Below are 18,869 nucleotides of genomic sequence, written 5' to 3' on the forward strand. Positions count from 1 at the left end.
CTTCTCTCCTAATGTAAATAAATTATTTGCATTCTTTGTGCTATTATCTGATGTAAACAATGCTCTATTGAAAGCTTCTTTTGATTGAAAAATCAAATGATTTTTTTCTTTATCTATCCTTTCAACAGTTAGTTTTATTTTTCCCCCATTAATTATAAATTTCTCATATGATAAAGGAATAAATGAAGTATAATCTTCAGAGTTTTCAATAACAAAACCTTTGTCTTTTTTATCTACAATTCCAAATTCATATTCTTCATCTTCTAAAAAATCATTTAAAACACTATACTTAAACATAGGTTTATCATAGTTTTCTAATGAAGAAACCTGCATTAGAACATTCTCACCAATTAATTTTGATAATTTTTTAGAAACATAAGTTATCCCAGTTAATTTATCTTTTAATATCGTAATTTTTTCTTTTTGTTCAAAAATTCTGAACTCCCTATGTTCATTTAAAATTAGTTTAGTATGGTAGCTAAAGGTTTGAACAGGGTCAGTATTTTCTTTTTCATCAAGCAATATTGACCTCGTGTTTGTTTTTAGTAGATTATCACTGCAAAATTCATCTACTAATAAATTATATGCATAAATATTTATTTTTGAATTAGGATTTGGTTCAACGGTTATATGTTTAGATTTCAAAAAACTAATGGCTCTTACAAGTGGAACATTTAATTCTCTTAAAACTTTTGCTAAACGAATATCTTTATTTATCATTTTATCCTCTACAATAATGTTTTTGTTTTCTTATTTTCTAAACTGTTGATAAACTTTCTTCAACATATAATCTCTGACAATATTTCCGAATTCCTTATCATTCATCATTTTAGTGAAAATATCCTGATTTTGCTCCATTCTGCTAATAGTTGTATCCATGAATTTATCTTCAAAACCGTATTTAAAATTTTCCATTGTATTAGATTGGGCTTGAAGAGCTAGATTGTCGTCCGCAATTAATTCTTCATAGATTTGGTCAAAATAAAGTTTATCAGCAGTACTGAATTCTGTTCCAAATCGTTTGTTTAGCACATTTATGATTTCTGACAAAGCAGTTTCTTCCTCTTGACTCATTCGTATTCCAGCCGAACCACCGCCTTCTAACTCATAAACCCCTCGTTCTTCCATTACGATATTGTTTTCTGCAATCTTTTGAAGTCTATAATATTCTAGTGAAACTTCATCACCTAACTTAAACTTTTCATCTTGATTGGTTCGAGGTAGTTTCTTAATCAAATAGCGTGTATAAGTAAATAACTTCTCTAAATCAATATCAGAAAACGGCATAATTTGAGTCAAGAAAGAATAAGTTCTTGTGAATACTTGCAAAGTATTTTTCAAATCCTCTTGTGTTATTTCTGTTCCAATGGTGTTTTCTTTTGACTTTTCTTTTGGCAGTTTTTTGAATCGGTCAATGGCTGGGTCTATAAAAGCGTACAACTTCTTTTGGTCTGAAACAGTTAGAGTTTTAGCGGATTTAAAATACACATTACAAAAATTATCAACCTCAGATTGCCAAATGATTTGTGATGCATCTATTTGTGCTTTTAAGTCGTACAAATGATTGGGGTCAGAATTTTCAATGATAGATGTTAATTCATAATACGGTTGAAATGAATTTAAAATATCTTCGTTGTCATTTGCAAAATCAAGTACGAAAGTATCTTCTTTACCAGCACACATTCTGTTTAATCTTGATAGTGTTTGTACTGCTTTTACTCCAGATAATTTTTTATCAACATACATCGTATGTAACAAAGGCTGGTCAAAACCTGTTTGATATTTGTCAGCAACTAATAACAATTGATATTCATCAGATGCAAATTTAGCTGGTAACATTTTTTCCGAAAAACCATTTAGTTCAACTTCTGTTACTCCTTCGGGTGAAGCATCGTGCATCACTTTTCCAGAAAAGGCGACAATGGTTTTTACATCAGTATATCCTTTTTCTGTTATGTATTTGTCAAATTCTTCTTTGTAGCGTACAGCATGTAAACGTGAGCTACTCACTACCATCGCTTTTGCTTTTCCTCCAATTTTTTTTGAAACAACTTGTCTGAAGTGTTCCACCATTACTTCTGTTTTTTGCGCTAAGTTATGCGGGTGTAATGACATAAAACGTCCAATGGCTCTGGATGCTTTTTTCTTATTTACTTTAGGGTCATCCTCAATTTCTTTGGATAGTTTGAAATAGGTTTTGTAAGTTGTGTAGTTTTTTAGTACATCCAAAATAAAACCCTCTTCAATAGCTTGTTTCATAGAATATAAATGAAATGGCTCTGGTTTTCCATTGCTACCTTTTGTGCCAAATACTTCAATCGTCTTGTGTTTTGGTGTAGCTGTAAATCCAAAGAAACTTAAATTATCTTGTTTTCCACGAGCCAACATTGATTTTCTGATTTCATCTTCAGCATCTTCTTCCAGACCTGTATAAGCTTCGTCTTTTTCAGCTTGCTCTAGTGATTTAGCAGACAATACTTCTTTCATTTTCTTAGTAGCTTCACCACCTTGAGAAGAATGCGCTTCATCAATGATTACAGCGTATTTTCTAGCTGGAATTTCTCCAATTTTTTCTAAAATAAATGGAAATTTCTGTAAGGTAGTAATGATAATATTGGAACCAGCCGTCAAAGCATCAGCTAGTTGTTGAGAGTCTTTATCAATTTTTTTAACAACACCATCTTTATGCTCAAACTGATAAATAGTATTTTGTAATTGAGAATCTAATACTTTACGGTCAGTGATTACAATAACAGAATCAAAAATTCGTGCATTGTTTTCATCATGTAAACTTGATAATCGATAACTTAACCATGCTATTGAATTTGATTTCCCTGAACCAGCTGAATGTTGAATTAGGTAATTTTTTCCCGCTCCATATAATTTAGCATCATCAGTAGCTTTTCTAACTACTTGCATCTGGTGAAACCTTGGAAAAATGATGCTTTCCTTTTTCTTTTTAATTCCGTTTAATTCAAATTCTTCAACACTTAGGTGAAGGAATTTACCGATGATGTCCATGAAACTGTCTTTTGTCCAAACTCCAGCGTTTCCATCAGCAAGTTTGTCCCATAAATATGATGTACGATAACCATGTTTGTTCAATGGATTTCCAGCACCATTATTACTTCCTAAATTGAAGGGCAAATAACGAGTACGATTCCCATCTAACTTAGTGGTCATATAACATTCATCAGCATCAACTGCAAAATGAACTAAACTTCTTTTCTTGAATAAAAAAATTGGTTCGTTTGGTTCTCGGTCATAAACATACTGCTTTTTGGCATTTTCTACAGATTGTCCCGAAAATTGATTTTTAAGCTCAACGGTTGCAATTGGAAGCCCGTTTAAAGCAAATACCATATCAAGCGAGTTTTTACCTACACGCTCATAATAAACCTGTCTGGTTACGGATAAATTATTCTTATTGTATAATATTTCGGCATCAGGATTTAAGGTGCTTTCAGGCTTAAAAAATGCCATTTGAAACTTTACTCCATAATCAGCAAAGCCATTACGGATAACATCCAGAATACCACGTAAATCTATTTCTTTGATTAATCGTTGAATTACTTTTTTATCTACTTCGTCTTTATGGATATTAGCAATTTTTGCCCATAAGATAGGTTGTGATTCTTTAAGAAAGTTGATGATATAAGAAGGAAATAATCCAGTTTGTGCATCAAAATCTTCTGAATAACCTTTTGTATAACCTCCGTCTTGCAATAAAGATTCTTCAATTGCTCTTTCAAAGGTTAGTTCTGTATGTATTCCTTTTGCCATTGTAAGTTAGTTTCTAATTTTAAAAAATAAAAATTATTGTATTCCTTCCAGTCGAAACTGTAATCGCCATCAATTTTAATATTTACCTCAAAACCTCCAATTGCTGTGTTCTTGATGATAGTCCCTTTTATTTCACTTCCATGAGAAATATCGTAATCCCAAAATTTGCCAGTCTTCTTTTTGGGAAATATTGCTGTTCTAAAATCTGTCATTACTAACATTATTCCCATCAAAAAGTTTTCTTTTTTGGAATAGGATTCTAATAACTCGATATCGGTATGAACATCTTTAAAAAAGACATCTAAGGCTCCACGCTTTCCACCACTTGAAGCTAATTTTTTATAACACTTCATTTCAATTGGAAGATAAAATGTAGAATCAGCTTTTTCAATTTTAATTACAATATCACATTCTTTAGTTTTACCGTTAACGGGTATAGTAGTTTCTAGTTCAATAGTAATTTTTTCATCTTCATGATGAATGGCTAAATCAATTGTGTTTTTAAGAAGGTAAGCAAAGTTCAATTGCATTGAAGCTTCCTTATTAATTACAATTAAGCCACAACCAATTTTTGCTGAAAAACTTTCCCAACATATTTCAATAATATCATTTACCCTTTTTCTTAATGCTTCCATGTATTACTGAGTTAGCATTGTGTAATATTTTTCCTTGTCTGCTATTGAAGCGTTATGAAATGGAACTTCAAATATTTCTGTATTTTCCCATTGACCGATTTTTCCGTATCTATTACTATTAAAATGAATTTCTGAAGCAAAATTCCTAAAAGCGACTCCTACATTACTATGCATTAAACACAATTTTGAAACTTGATTAGTTTTTAAAATTTCCATAATTCGTTTTACATCTGTAGAATTTACTTCAACATTTTTACTATTTGTTTCAACAATTTTTCTGTTAAGGTCGGTAACTCCAATTGACCAATTTTTGAAATTTATTTTAGTACTGCCAAAAACAGTTTCGTCTGCTTCCAATTTATTTAATATTGGTATAGTAATGAGCCTTGCTCGAAATAGTAAATTCCAAAAAGATAAATTATTAGTAAACCAATGCTTATTCATATTGGAGTTCTCAGGTGCATTTAATGCAACAAACAAAATATCCATTTTGGGATGTATATATTCCGATAAGGTAACTTTATCTTTCATTGACTATACATACAAACTCGGATTAGTTAAAACATTCGCAATTATATTTGATAAAATATCTTTTCCAAAACCTCCAATTGTTTGGATAATAGTTTTTTTGTCAGATTTACTTTGAACGAGCCCTTTTATTATTTCAAGCTGTTCCTCACTCAATTCTTGTTTTAAAGATTCAATGAAAATAGGATTATTAATCTGTTCAAAGCTAATTTGATTCGAATTTTGATTGAATTGCGAAATAGTATTGACGTTAAAATTATTTACAATTGAAGTTGCTGATTTGTCTTCAAATTGATATTCTTCAATTTTACCTTCCCAGACTAATAATGAATTATAGTGTTTGTAAAAATAGACGTCGGGTGATATTGATGAATGTTTTTATGATTATCAAGAAGTCCAAAAGCTTTTAACTTTCTAATGAAAGCTTGCTCATCAGCTGGTGAGTCTTTTGTAACTGAAACAAATCCTTCACTGTTGATGTACTCTAATATTTGATTTTCTTTTACATCCATAATAAAATAATTAATTTAAAATCACATCCCTAACATCAACCTTACCAGTAACCACTTCGCTTATCAAAGCCGTTTTGTATTCTTTTAATAATTCGATTTCTTGTTCCGCTTTTGAAATTAGCGAAGAAATATCAGAGATTTTACGACTTATGTAATTTGTAATTTGATTTTGCTCATCAATTGTAGGGAATCCAACCCCAATTAAACTAATGAATTTGTCCCAACTTGCTCTAGGCATTTTTGTACCATAAGTTGAGTTGTCTACAATTGTTATAATAGCCTCTGAAATCATTCTGTAATATAAAAAAGTAGGTGTTAAAAAATGATTAGCCCTTAGAACTAACAATTCACCAACACATCCACCATCAGTTTCTGTTTTTATAACTTTAGCAAGATAAGGTCTTAATTTGTTAAAAAGAATATCATTTTCTTTGAATAAATTAACGTCTCCTTCCATTTTGTTTTCATAAGGATTTCCAACTATTTCGCCAGTCCAACTTTTAATATTTTCTAGAGCCAACACATAGTCTGGTTTGTCAGAAGATTTTTCACTTATGATTTGGCATAAATACTTCAACTTCTTCAACTCCCAATGCTCAGGTATTTCTCCTAGCCATTCAATACCAGAATCTTTCATCTTTACTTTTGGGTCTAAACCTTTGGTAACAGCTTGATTGATTACAACGGTACGTTCTTCTTGTAATAAACTAATGAACTGCTCTTTTTTAGCAATTAAAGTGTCAATTTGGGCAGTTTTATGGTCTAGGTAGTTTGATATGTTAAGTTGTTCATTTATTGAGGGTAACGTAAGTCTTAGCTCTTTTATTTTTTCTAAATGCAAATTCGAAACTGATGTTTTTTGACTGCTTTCAAATAATTGACGGTCTACAATATTGCTTTCAAAAAAATAATAAAAGAATTTATTCAATAAAGTTTTTTCAAATTTCAATAAGCATAAACTAACAAAAATACTGAATTCCCAATCCCAATCAATAATCTTCATTAAACCAATTGTTCCGTTTTTTGACAGTAATAAATCCCCTATTTCTGGATTACACCGTTTAATCAATTCCTGATGTTCAGATAATGGGATATACTTTACTTCATCAAGTAAAATTTCTTTTGAATGTAAATCTGTTACTCTTAAAAAAGGGATAGAATCTTTTGATTTCTCAATATAAGTTGGTGTAAAATGCGCACCATCAATTATTTTTTTTGTATGAAATTTTAATTTAGTACATGACCAACCAGAAGGAATATTCCCAATCCAATCAATACCAGAATCTTTATAATTATCGTATTTCTTCATAATTTTCTTTATAAAAGATTGTGAGATTGTATAAAATTTTCAGTTTCTTTTACCAAACCTTTTTCCCCCATGAAACAATTACCTAATATTTCTATTAAAACAGTTTTGAAATCGTTATTTTCATTGATTGCATTTTCAATAGTTGCTATGGTTATATGTGTATGGTTTTTTCCACTTTGATTTCCTACACACACATTTTTATACATAGCAGTTATAGGCTGAAAATAGGGTTCTATTGCTTTTTGGCTATTGTTTTCTCTTAGCTTTTTATTTATTTCATTTCGAACTTCTAAAGTAAACCAAAGTTTGTTTTGCATTAAAATTTCTGTTGCATTGGTTACATAAAAATATACTGGATATATTGCATCTATATTTGTGTACCAATTACCTTTTTTTTCATAACCAAATATTGCAAAAGCTTCATTTATTTGTTGGTCGATAAACTTAGTGGTTTGTGCAATTTTATGTTGAATCTCTTCAATTTCTTTTCGATGCTTGGTTATGGAAAATGCAAGTGCGTTGTAGGTTGATTCTTCCATTTTTGAATTGTAATGCGATTGAATTGTTTTGATGTATTCTTTTAAATAAAGAAGCCCTTCTAAGTTTTGAACTTCTCCTATATTAAGTTGTTTTTGTATTTCTTCTACCCATTCTTTGTGCGTAATGTTTAGATAGGTAACTTTTCTACCTTTAACGTCTATTTCCAGTTTGTCGTCTTGTAAATCAAGATTGAAAAGGGTTAAAAGCACACCAATAATGCTATCACCACACGTTTTTTGAGTATGTTCCCAATAAGCTTTTAATGGATTTACAACATCATGGTAAAGTTTATTTTCGATAATAATTCCCCATTTATCATTCCCCATTAATGAAATATCAATTCGTTTTTTTGTTTCATTTTCGGCAAAATTGGTAGTATCTTCATTGATAACTTTAAATTCACCGTTAAAACATTCAAGAAATTCGGTACTTGAATACGATTTTTCCTCAATGATTGTCTTTAAACTATCAAAAAACAAGGATTGTAGTCCATGAGTTTCATTCACATCTAAGAAATAACCTAATATCTTTGAATTGATAGTTTCTTTATTGCGAACACCTAAAATATCAAACAGATTTTTAGGTTTTTGTTCAGGCAAAGTACCTAATCTCAAAGCAACGCCTTCAATAGCTTTTTCAAAATCAATCATTATCCAATAACTTTTTTAAGTAAACCATCCGTTTCTTTCTCAATTGCCATAATGTCCTTTCGAATTTCATCAAAAGAACGTAATGGCTTGTATTGATAGAAATATTTGGTAAAATTCACTTCATAACCAATATTTGTTTTACTGTCGTCTATCCAAGCATCGGGAACATGTGGTAAAACTTCTTTTTGCATATACTCTTGAAAACCCATTGTCAACGGAATATTCTCAGTATCACGTAAAGAGGAATCTGCTTTTGGATTTCCTTTTTTATCGGTTATGACCTCGCCTTTTGAATTGCGTTCTGGTCGTTCTACGGTTACTTTAGCATACCCAAATGCTTTATTGTCGAATATTTTAGAGTATTCGTTGGCTTTGAACTCACCATAGATTTCGGTAATTTCAGCAATTTGTTTTTTGGTTATTTCATTTCGTTTATTACCTAAGGATTTACTCATTTTTTTAGAGAAATCGACCGCATTAATCAGTTGAACTTTTCCTTTTCGTTCTTTAGGCTTGTGATTGGATATCACCCAAACGTAAGTTGAAATTCCAGTATTATAGAACAATTGGTTAGGCAATGCAATTACAGCTTCCAATAGGTCATTTTCTATAATCCATTGACGAATACTAGTTTCATTTTTAGTTTTACTAGGAGAACCAGAAAAGAGCGGTGAACCGTTGAATACTAATGCCAAACGAGAACCACCATCTTCAGGACGTTTCATTTTGCTCATTAGGTGCATTAAGAATAAAAAAGAACCATCACCTACAGAAGGTAATCCAGCACCAAAACGTCCGCCATGTCCTAATTGTTCGTGTTCTGTTTTTACAGGTTTTGCAAATTTTTCCCATTTTACCCCAAATGGAGGGTTGGTAATTAAATAATCAAACTTTTCTTTGGATAATTTATCTTCAGAGATGCTATTCCCTTTTTTAATGTTGGACGCATTTTGTCCTTTAATCAATAAATCTGATTTACAGATTGCGTATGATTCTGGATTCAGTTCTTGTCCAAATACTTCTAATCGAGCATCTGGATTAAGTTCGTTCAAATACTCCTCGGCAACAGATAACATTCCACCTGTTCCAGCACAGCAATCGTAAATGGTTTTAGTTATTCCTTTTTTGGTCAAAATATCTCTATCGTTCAAGAACAAGATATTAACCATCAGTTTGATAACCTCACGAGGTGTAAAATGTTCTCCAGCGGTTTCATTAGAAATCTCCGCAAATTTCCTGATTAATTCTTCAAACATGTACCCCATTTCCATACTAGAGATACGGTCTGGATGTAGGTCTATTTCTTGAAATCGTTTGATGACCATGAATAACAAGTTGTTGTCATCCATTTTATTTATTTGGTTTTCAAACTCAAATTGTTCAATAATTTCTCTGGCATCTTCAGAAAAACCGTTGATGTAGTTTCTTAAATTTAAAGCAATATTATTTGGGTCAGCAATTAATTTGTCAAAAGTAAAATTGCTTCTATTGTGAAATTTATACCCTGAAGCTTTGTTAAGTAGCAAATCAAAGTCTTCAATTCCTGTGTTTTTTAATTGTTCGTTTTTTTTTAGAACCGCTTCTTTTGAGGATTCCAAAACACAATCCAATCTTCTCAATACGGTTAGCGGTAGTATCACTTTCCCGTAATCACTCTGTTTGTAATCACCTCTTAATAGGTCAGCAATTGACCAAATAAAATTGGCTGATTCTTTAATGTTTTTCATTTATTAATTTGGATAGATAATGGTATTCAATGCTAAATTTAATACATTGATTAATGTATTTTATGACTAAAATCTACATTAAACAATGTAACTTTTGGCTAAAAGTAATTAAAATAACGAATTAAAAATAGGATTTTTTTGTGAAAAATGACGTGAGTGATAAGGGACAATTGAATGTACTTGAATAAAACGGCTTATAATTGCTAAAAACAGCCTTTTTTGATTTGCATGATATAACGCTTGCAGGAGCAATTATCTTATTATAGTACCAAAAGGGAATCAAATTCAACTATAGTGGAACATTCATTAACCAATAAATTGTTCAAAAAAATCCAGCCAAAAAAATAAAAAAAAAATTGAACGGACATTCGTGCCTGGCTTTTTCAGACATGGTGTTAGGGTATCTGACGGGCGGGTAACATAGGCATATCTATAAATTAGAATTAAGAAACGGGGGAAGGTGTAGTCATTAGTGTTAGGAGGGGGTAGGTATTGGTTCAAGGTGAGATAAAAATCTTAATTCAAAATTATTGACTGGCTTATTAAGGCTTAATTGAGTTAAATGGGTATTAACTTTTTCAGCCTTAATCTTCCAGAAAATTTACTTTTTTAAACTTGAATCATTTTGTTGATTTTTGTCAAGACTTTATCCGAAATTATAATTCCTTTATAATCATGATGTTGTTTTTCGATATGAAGGTTTTTAGAAATGGAGATGAATTTTTGAAAGTCCATTGAAGTTGAATTTGCTTTATGAATGAAATCAAGAACATCATCTGGTTCTTCATATCCTAGTTGACCTAAAATATCATACACTGAAATTGTGTCACCCAATTGATGTTTAGTTAGTATGCTTTCACTTAGTTTTCTTGTGTTGGTTTCTATATTGTAATCGCTAACTTCTTCATTTGAATCCTCGTTTTGAGAATCCTTTGATGTAATAGTCTGATTTACTTCTTGTTCAGTTGAATTAATATTTTGAATTGATGTTTCATCAGCTAAAAAAGCATCAAGTTTATCAATGTTAACCGTAATTTCATGTCCAGAGGTGCCTGTTTTTTCATCATAATCTTTTTTAACTGATTTGAAAAAATCATGCTTGTTTAACTCTCTTAAAACTGACCTGATACCTCCGTATTTTTTTCCGAATTTTGAAGCTAAAGTGTTATTAGTTTCGAAACACACTTTCCCATTCTTTTGCCATCCTAGGATGTAGGATACAAATAATTTTTGGGTTGAAGATAGTTTTGTTGTCGCTAGTAAATTGTACGATACTTTTACGAAGTTTTTCTTTTGTTTTTCTTTCATAATTTATTTGATTTTAAATGTTTTTTACTTGTTTTATTTCAGCAGGTGTTGCTGTTTTGGAAGCAGGGGCATGATGTTATGACAACAGCCACCTGATGCTAAATGAGCATGGTTGTATTGTTATTAAAGCAGGGGGATGTTGGATGATACTCTATCTATTAGACTATTACTATAATAAATAAGAATAAATATTAAAATAAAACTAGTGCTAACTATTATATTCATGCTCAGCAAGCTAACAGGCTTTATTTGTTTTTTTTATTCTTCTAGAGAAATAACAATCAATTTAGTTTTCAATTATTTCAATTAATTCAACTAAAAATAGAATAACATCAACGTACTTGAATTGCGACGCGATTGACCTAATCATAGTTTGTTAGAATTAATTTTAGGAAAACAAACTTCAACTCAATATTCTGCTTAGTATTTTATTTTTTCTTTCTAAAAGAATAATATCAACGTTGGGGAGCTTTGCTTTTTTTAGTCAAAACAATATCTCAACTAAAAGACAAGTTTTGGCTACGTTCAATTGCCACCCCCCAATTCCGCTCACCCTCCTCCGTAATTTAATTCATAGAAAGTTTTGTACCCAATTGCTGGATATAAAAGGTTTATGTTAAACTTTTAATTGTTTTATCTATTCAGAATCGAATAGATAATGAGGTAATTCACTGATATCTTGTTGAACTGATTTATGACCAATGAATTTAGGTTGTATTTTTTTAAATTTCTTTAAGATTTTTAGAATGATATCTTTAGATAGATTTTCATTTTTAAATTCTTCATCTTCAAGTATTTTAATTATAAAAAATCTCTCCTCATTTGAGAATTGAACAGTACTTAAAACTTCCCTTTTACCATCATCATGTAATAAGTATTCTTTAGACTCAGGATAAGTTAAGGATGCTAGAATAAAAAAAAGCAAACCTCGTATTCCTCCTTCCATTGCGTCTTCAAAGCTTTCATCGTTTCTAATCAATCCTAGTTTGCTATTTATCTCCGAAATTAGATTGTATAAATAGTTCAATTCTTCATTTGTTAATTTTACTTTCTTCATATTTTTTGCCATATTTATTTTATTTTTTTAATGTTATACGTTAAGATTAGACAGTTCTTTTCCTGTCTATATTTTAATAGATTTTAAAAATTATAATTTTTATTGATTTGCTAGAGAAGAAAATCTCTGGAGTTTTTTCAATCTTTAATCGATTAGCTAATTCGATATTTTGAGTTTGAGATTGAAGATTTCTTGAAGGTTAAATCCTTTTCAAGAGACTGAAATTGCTATTATTATTGAGTATCTCATCAATTTTATCAACTGGATAAAAATAGATTTCTCCCAGTTTTGTAAATGGTAGAATATTGTTATCGCGATAGCTAATAATAGTATTGTCGCTTAGTCCGTAATGCATTTTAAGATGCTTATTTCGATAAAATCTTTTTGGAGTTTCTATTGTCTCCATTTTGGATTTGAGTTCTTCTAATAGCTTAATAATTGGTGTGATGATTTCATTTGTTTCTTTCATAATATCATTGTTTAATTTTGACACTACAAAGGAAATTCCAAAAGTTGATAATTAAATTCAGTAGTTAACAATTGTCAACTATAAATTAAAACTTATATGAATCAAGAGATTCAAGTTTGTCTATTAACTTTCTTAAAACTTTATTGTTTGATTCAGCATCACTATAACTTTTTAATTTTGATATTTCGCTACTTACATCTTTCATAGGAAGTGATTTTCCTTTGTCATTATTATCTCGCATTTCTGTAAAACAAAAATTTTCTTCAATAAATCTGCGCCTTTGCTCTTCATTTTGAAAATTGAGAAAATTTGATTTTTCAAGGATATAAATAAGCATTATCGATTCTTTTTTGCTTAAATTAAATGTTGCTTTTTCTGAATTATCGGTCTTGAATGCGGTATTTAAGTCAATTAAATCCTTTTTAGAACCAGTAGTTGGAGTAAAGTTTAAAAAGCTTATCTCTTGGTTTAAAGAATTGACAATAAGGGATAATGTTTCTATTTTCAGAGAAAATGCTAATTTGTTATGTGCATATAAATTTTTCTCGTAGGAAAACAAATTTTCATAAAGCGAACTGTTGTAATTATGTGTATAAACTTTAAAATTCTCTTCTAAAATTGCTTTTGCTACTTTGGCTTCAGTTAAATAATTATGAATTGTAATAATGTCGGATTTTTCAAGTCTTTCAATATTTAAAAGGTTTTGGAAATTATTAAATAATTCTTCATAGTATTCTTCTATTGAATCGTCGTTTATGGCTCCAGTGATTCCAGCTTTTTTGGTTACTAAATAACTAGTTGGCATTGAAGTATGTTCAATTATTCCAATTATGTTGCTAATTGTGTACCTGTGTGTATTTTCCATAAATAGTAAAAGCCAACAAATGTTGGCTTTCAAATTTACATTTTAAATCTATTTAGTCAAATTCTTGTATTAAATTTTTCATATGTTTTTTAACGGTACCGTCAAGTAGCTGTGCGTAATGTTGCGTTTGTGATATACGCTTATGTCCCATGATTTGACTTATGACTTCCATTGGTATGCCATTTGCTAAAGCAACTGTTGTAGCAAAAGTATGTCTTCCAACATACCATGTCAGATTTTTATCAATATCACACAAATCAGCAATTTCCTTGAGATAAGCATTCATATTTGAGTTACTTCGATTTGGTACCAATCTATTTTCCTCTGCGCACTCTGGGTCATCTTTATATTTGTCTATAATACGTTGCAGTGGAGGAATAACTAAAACATTTGTTTTTACTCCTGTCTTTTGTCTTTTAGTTTGAATCCAACTGTCTAAATCATTATCTAGGTTGAAATTACCTTGACGTAGGTTCATCACATCAATAGGAGCGTAACTAGTATAGCAACTGAATAAGAATATATCTCGTGTTACATCCAATCTTCGATTTGAAAACTTTTTGTTTTCTATAGTTCTCAATTCTTCCAGTGTCAAAAATGTAGTGTCAATATCTTTTAATTTGCCATCATATATTGAAAAAGGATTATTAGTTACCAATCCAATTGTTATTGCATGATTAATCATTGAAGAAATGTTTCTAAGGTATTTTACAGTAGTATTATTTCCTAAGCCTTTATTCTTACCATGTATTCTTTCAAATCTTAAAAACTCATCGAGACCATAAACAAATTGTCTATTGATTTTATCAAATTGAATGTCTTTTGTTTTGTGTTTAGATTGTAGATAATCAAGGATAACACTTACCATTCGTTCATATTTTTCTAACGAACCCTTAGCACGGTCACCTTTGTTTACTTGTTTTTTAAAATACTCATTATGATTTGCAACAATTTCTAATAAGGATATTTTGTGTTCTGGTTTTTCGTTAAAGCAATAATTTTTTAAATATAATGGAGTTATTTCTACATTCTCAATGTTAGCCTTTATAAGTTCATGATACTTACTTTCAATGCCATCAACTAGAGATTTTAAATAATTCTTCAGGTTAATTTCATAATCAACTCTAACCACATTTCGAAGACTGTTGGTTTTAGACCAACGTTCCTGTAAAATGTACTTAGAAGTTGAAAATGTTGAATAGAGATTTCCGAGATAAATTTTGGCATAGATTGCCGTTTCTCCACTTTGATTTTTTTTGTCTCCTTTCAAATAGAAGCTCACTTTTAGTTTTTTCATATTTCCGTTTTTAAATTACTGCAAACGTACTATTGAAAGTTTCCAAGCCCCCGTGATTGTTAACAATTGTCAACTTTTTGGTACCCTAGTTTGAGGGTTCATTCTCAGGGTGCCAAATAGGGTACTTGTCGGATACGATTTAAAGGTTAAAATGAAAATGAACTCATTTAGTGATTTAAATCAAAACGACTGGTAAGTGCTGTAAAATATAGGATTTTGTAAAGTAGGGAAAGTATGGAAATGTAAAAAGCACCTCAATGAGGTGCTTTCAGCGGAGAAAGAGGGATTCGAACCCCCGGACCTGTTACAGTCAACAGTTTTCAAGACTGCCGCATTCGACCGCTCTGCCATTTCTCCAGTATGTCGCGATCATTTGCTGATTGCGAGTGCAAATATAGTGCGCTTTTCCGATTATAAAAACTTTTTTAGCGCTTTTTTTTATTTAATTTTTAAGTGTCTAATTATCAGTATTCCTGAAAATTATTTTTTTTAAAAATTAATCTAAATCGTCTAAAATTGGAGTTGGTTTTTTATTTTCATCCACTGCAACAAATGAAAAAGTTCCTGACACTACCGTTTCGCGAAGTTCCGAATACATTTGTTCCATAAAAATATCGACATGAATTTTACAACTCGTTCTTCCAACGCTATCAACTTTTGCAACTAATTCGATTAAAGTTCCCGCTGGAATTGCTTTTTTAAAGTCAATTTGGCCAGTTGATATGGTAACTACTTTTTTACGGCTAAAACGCGTGGCGCAAATAAAAGCTACTTCGTCCATAAGATGAAGCGCAGTTCCGCCAAACAAAGTGTCATAATGGTTTGTTGTACTCGGAAAAACGGCTTTGAATATATGCGTCTCTGATTTTTTAATTCTTTCTTCTAAAGTTCCCATATTAATAACTTACGTATTCTGTAATTTCAAGTCCGTATCCAATCATTCCCACACGCTTAGTTTGCTCTGTGTTTGATACCAGTCTAATTTTAGAAATATCGATATCATGCAAAATTTGAGCTCCAATTCCGTAATCCTTACTATCAATGATTACTTTTGGCGCTTTCATTGTCCCTTGAGCCTGTAATGCTTTAAGTTCAGAGATACGGCTTAGCAAGTTTACCGCCTGCATATCCTGATTGATGAAAATTACAGCACCTTTTCCGTTTTCATTGATAACTTTAAACATGCCGTCTAATTGTTGTTCAGCATTGTTGGTTAAAGTTCCTAATAAATCGTTATTTACCTGAGAAGAGTGGATTCTTGTCAAAATTGATTCTCCAAGATTCCAGGTCCCTTTTGTTAAAGCAATATGAATTTGTTTATTTGTCGTTTGTTCGTAAGCTCTTAGTCTAAAAGTTCCAAAACGGGTCTGGATATCAAAATCTTCTTTTTTAACGATAAGGCTATCGTGTTGCATTCTATAGGCTACTAAATCTTCAATCGAAACTAATTTTAAATTAAATTTCTTAGCCACTTTTACAAGTTCTGGTAAACGCGACATGGTTCCGTCTTCATTTAGAATTTCGCAAATTACACCAGCCGATTTAAATCCGGCTAATCTTGCAAAATCAATTGCGGCTTCTGTATGACCAGTTCTTCTAAGTACACCACCTTGTTTTGCAACCAAAGGAAAAATGTGCCCCGGTCTTGCCAGTTCGTGTGGCTTTACATTAGGATCTGTTAATGCTAATACTGTTTTAGATCTGTCAGAGGCAGAAATTCCGGTTGTTACTCCATGTCCTTTCAAATCTACAGAAACTGTAAAAGCAGTTTCCATATGATCTGTATTATTGGTAACCATTGGTCTTAAATCTAATTCTTTACAACGGCTTTCAGTTAGTGGAGCGCAAATGAGTCCACGTCCGTGAGTAGCCATGAAATTGATCATTTCCGGTGTTACTTTTTCGGCTGCAGCCAAAAAATCACCTTCATTTTCACGATCTTCATCATCCACTACAATGATTACTTTACCTTGACGAATATCTTCTATAGCTTCTTCAATGGTATTGAGTTGTATTTTTGTTGTTGACATAATTATTTTTGATTTTGAGCAGGAAAGAACCGCTCGGAAATTTTTTGGAATAGTTGTGAAATTGGAGTAGTAATCGCATCAAAATTGATTAATCCGTTGTCGTTTGTAGCACGATAGGTTAATAATATAGCCAATGGCGATAATACAAAAGAAGACATCCATGAACCCATAAACGGAGACATTCCGCCTTCCTGGGAGAGTCTTTTACCAAAAGTATTGATAAAGTGAAAAGTAATAAAAATTAAAACCGCGAAAACAATTGGTAAACCAAGTCCTCCTTTTCTAATAATAGCACCTAATGGAGCTCCAATAAAAAACATTAAAAAACATGCAAAGGCGATAACAAACTTTTCGTATAAAGCCGTTAAATGTTTATTGATGTCGCGTTGTTTGTCTTTTAGATCTTTTTGAGTAGTTTCAATCGAGTAGATGTTGCTGGTAACATTGCTACTGGCCATCTTTAAGATATCTGATTTTTGTTTTGTGGTATATAAAGATAAAGGATTGCTTGGTAATGGCTTTTTCTTTTTATCTGCTTTTACAGCAATTGGTGCTTTTCTAATTCCAACACGCTGATTGATATTTTCTGAAAAAGAAACAATTTCATTGTCCAGATTTTTATTCAAAGAATCCAGAGTATAACGCAATTCGTTTACGTTTAGCATTGCGTTGGTACTCCCAACACTTTCTTTGTCTTCGTCGACTTTGTTTAGTTCAGATAAATCAATATTAATGACCTGCTTTTTAAAAGCTGCTTTTACAAAAGGCAACTTCGCACGGTCTTCATATTTTGTAGGTGTGACATCCTGATAATAATAGCCATCGTTTAAAACCAGTTTTAAGATACTGGATTTCTCGCTACTGATCAGTTTTCCATCTTTTGCCTTAATAACAGTTTTGTTTTCACCGACATTATTAGGTTTTTCGTGAATGGTAACACCAGTTAAGATATTCCCGTTTTCACCTGATTTCTTATTAACTTTTATGTTATAAAAACCAACATCGCTAAACTGACCTTCGGCAATAGCCATTGCGGGCTTGGCCTGAGCGATATTTTTTCTGAAATTCATGAATTTATATTCAGCATATGGAATCACGTTATTGGCAAACCAAAACGCGACGATGCTTAAAACAAAAATAAAGACAATTAAACCTCTCATCGCTCTTTGAAGCGATATCCCTGAAGATTTCATAGCGGCAAACTCGTAGTTTTCGGCTAAGTTTCCAAAAGTCATAATCGAGGCCAATAAAACCGACAGTGGTAAAACCAGCGGAATGATACGCGGCATCGAGAATAACAGGAATTTTACAACCAGAATTAAATCCAGATCTTTTCCTGCAAGCTCAGATATAAAGAGCCAGACAGTTTGAAGTATGAATATAAAAAAAAGGATTACAAATACCGTAGTAAATGTAATCAGGAATGTTTTTAGTAAGTATTTGTCTAAAATTTTCAACCTTGTAATTAATCTAATTTGTTGATGTAGTATTTTGGATATTTGCTCGCTACAAATGTAAATTGATTTTTTGATAAAGGCTGATTGGTTTTAAAAGAATTAACGGTTAAAGTGGTTTTTGTTCCATTTTTACCAGTTTCAATTAAATTATAGATGTGTTTTGTCTGAACATCAATACCTAAAAGGATTTCTTTTCTTTGATCTTTTGCGCTTGTAGGAGCTAATTTTATGTATTGAATTTTTCTTCCTTTTACGTTTTGTACAATATCCATGTTGTATTTGTATCCGGAATTAAAAAACGTAAGCATTTTTGAAGGCGTAATTGCAGCATCGTCTTTTTCGTTTACTTTAGAAACGGTAACTTCTTCGTCTTCAGGAACAATTGTATATGTTTTCTGACCATCAAAAATTTTAGTAACACCCATAAAATTCAATACATATTGATTGCCTTTCATCGTTACGTTTCCTTTACTGTCCTGGTTGATGTTTTCTTTGGCGTTATTCAAAGAATATTTAAAATCAATAACAATATTGTCGTAACTCTTTATTTTAGCCGTTACTTCGTTCAATAAATCTTTGGCTTTTTTATCCTGAGCCTGAATAGAAGTGAAGCTCAAAAGCAAAATAGCTGCCATTTGAAAGCACTTTTTCGTCATCTTAGTAATAGAATTGTTTTGGATTTCCTGAATTTTTGTTCTCATG

The 18,869-nt window shown here is 31.2% G+C and carries 17 protein-coding genes and 1 tRNA gene; all 18 read right to left on the minus strand.

Annotated elements, in window-relative coordinates; translation table 11 throughout:
- A partial coding sequence (locus FLACOL7796_RS10100) for a hypothetical protein (RefSeq protein WP_173970673.1) occupies positions 1–720 on the minus strand: 720 nt, incomplete at its 3' end.
- Positions 721–750: 30 nt separating this feature from the next.
- The gene (locus FLACOL7796_RS10105) at positions 751–3,783 is read right to left on the minus strand and encodes a type I restriction endonuclease subunit R (protein ID WP_173970674.1); all 3,033 of its coding nucleotides are present in this window, start codon (positions 3,781–3,783) and stop codon (positions 751–753) included.
- Positions 3,756–4,418 (minus strand): hypothetical protein, encoded by a 663-nt coding sequence (locus tag FLACOL7796_RS10110; protein WP_173970675.1) that lies wholly within the window; start codon positions 4,416–4,418, stop codon positions 3,756–3,758. The genes FLACOL7796_RS10105 and FLACOL7796_RS10110 overlap by 28 nt, the downstream gene beginning before the upstream one ends.
- 3 nt (positions 4,419–4,421) lie before the next feature.
- Positions 4,422–4,949 carry a hypothetical protein gene (locus tag FLACOL7796_RS10115; protein WP_173970676.1) on the minus strand — a complete coding sequence of 176 codons (528 nt, stop codon included), beginning with the start codon at positions 4,947–4,949 and terminating at the stop codon, positions 4,422–4,424.
- A gap of 317 nt (positions 4,950–5,266) precedes the next feature.
- Positions 5,267–5,458: a hypothetical protein gene (locus FLACOL7796_RS10120; RefSeq protein ID WP_173970677.1), complete on the minus strand. Its 192-nt coding sequence runs from the start codon at positions 5,456–5,458 to the stop codon at positions 5,267–5,269.
- A 10-nt stretch (positions 5,459–5,468) separates the two neighbouring features.
- The gene (locus FLACOL7796_RS10125; protein ID WP_173970678.1) at positions 5,469–6,767 is read right to left on the minus strand and encodes a restriction endonuclease subunit S; all 1,299 of its coding nucleotides are present in this window, start codon (positions 6,765–6,767) and stop codon (positions 5,469–5,471) included.
- Between the two features lie 8 nt (positions 6,768–6,775).
- Positions 6,776–7,957 carry a PD-(D/E)XK nuclease family protein gene (locus FLACOL7796_RS10130; RefSeq protein WP_173970679.1) on the minus strand — a complete coding sequence of 394 codons (1,182 nt, stop codon included), beginning with the start codon at positions 7,955–7,957 and terminating at the stop codon, positions 6,776–6,778.
- On the minus strand, positions 7,957–9,684 hold the full coding sequence (locus tag FLACOL7796_RS10135; protein WP_173970680.1) for a type I restriction-modification system subunit M: 1,728 nt from the start codon (positions 9,682–9,684) through the stop codon (positions 7,957–7,959). Before FLACOL7796_RS10135 ends, FLACOL7796_RS10130 begins: the two co-directional genes overlap by 1 nt.
- Before the next feature lie 609 nt (positions 9,685–10,293).
- On the minus strand, positions 10,294–10,992 hold the full coding sequence (locus tag FLACOL7796_RS10140) for a hypothetical protein (protein WP_173970681.1): 699 nt from the start codon (positions 10,990–10,992) through the stop codon (positions 10,294–10,296).
- A gap of 637 nt (positions 10,993–11,629) precedes the next feature.
- Complete coding sequence (locus tag FLACOL7796_RS10145) at positions 11,630–12,049, minus strand: hypothetical protein (protein ID WP_173970682.1); 420 nt, start codon at positions 12,047–12,049, stop codon at positions 11,630–11,632.
- A 199-nt stretch (positions 12,050–12,248) separates the two neighbouring features.
- Complete coding sequence (locus FLACOL7796_RS10150; RefSeq protein ID WP_173970683.1) at positions 12,249–12,518, minus strand: MerR family transcriptional regulator; 270 nt, start codon at positions 12,516–12,518, stop codon at positions 12,249–12,251.
- Positions 12,519–12,603: 85 nt separating this feature from the next.
- Complete coding sequence (locus tag FLACOL7796_RS10155; RefSeq protein WP_173970684.1) at positions 12,604–13,383, minus strand: hypothetical protein; 780 nt, start codon at positions 13,381–13,383, stop codon at positions 12,604–12,606.
- A gap of 52 nt (positions 13,384–13,435) precedes the next feature.
- Entirely contained in the window at positions 13,436–14,680 is a 1,245-nt protein-coding gene (locus tag FLACOL7796_RS10160) for a site-specific integrase (protein WP_173970685.1), read from the minus strand.
- Between the two features lie 272 nt (positions 14,681–14,952).
- Positions 14,953–15,037: transfer RNA gene (locus FLACOL7796_RS10165), tRNA-Ser, on the minus strand.
- A gap of 139 nt (positions 15,038–15,176) precedes the next feature.
- Positions 15,177–15,575, minus strand: a complete 399-nt coding sequence (locus tag FLACOL7796_RS10170) for an acyl-CoA thioesterase (RefSeq protein ID WP_173970686.1) — start codon at positions 15,573–15,575, stop codon at positions 15,177–15,179.
- Between the two features lies 1 nt (position 15,576).
- Positions 15,577–16,710, minus strand: coding sequence for a 3,4-dihydroxy-2-butanone-4-phosphate synthase (ribB, locus tag FLACOL7796_RS10175; RefSeq protein ID WP_173970687.1), 1,134 nt, complete (start codon positions 16,708–16,710; stop codon positions 15,577–15,579).
- Between the two features lie 2 nt (positions 16,711–16,712).
- The gene (locus FLACOL7796_RS10180) at positions 16,713–18,167 is read right to left on the minus strand and encodes an LptF/LptG family permease (RefSeq protein ID WP_173970688.1); all 1,455 of its coding nucleotides are present in this window, start codon (positions 18,165–18,167) and stop codon (positions 16,713–16,715) included.
- A gap of 8 nt (positions 18,168–18,175) precedes the next feature.
- Positions 18,176–18,868 (minus strand): LolA family protein, encoded by a 693-nt coding sequence (locus FLACOL7796_RS10185; protein WP_394367907.1) that lies wholly within the window; start codon positions 18,866–18,868, stop codon positions 18,176–18,178.
- Position 18,869: the final 1 nt, after the last annotated feature.

Origin of the sequence: Flavobacterium bizetiae, from assembly GCF_902804475.1 — a bacterium.
GTDB classification, from domain to species: domain Bacteria; phylum Bacteroidota; class Bacteroidia; order Flavobacteriales; family Flavobacteriaceae; genus Flavobacterium; species Flavobacterium bizetiae.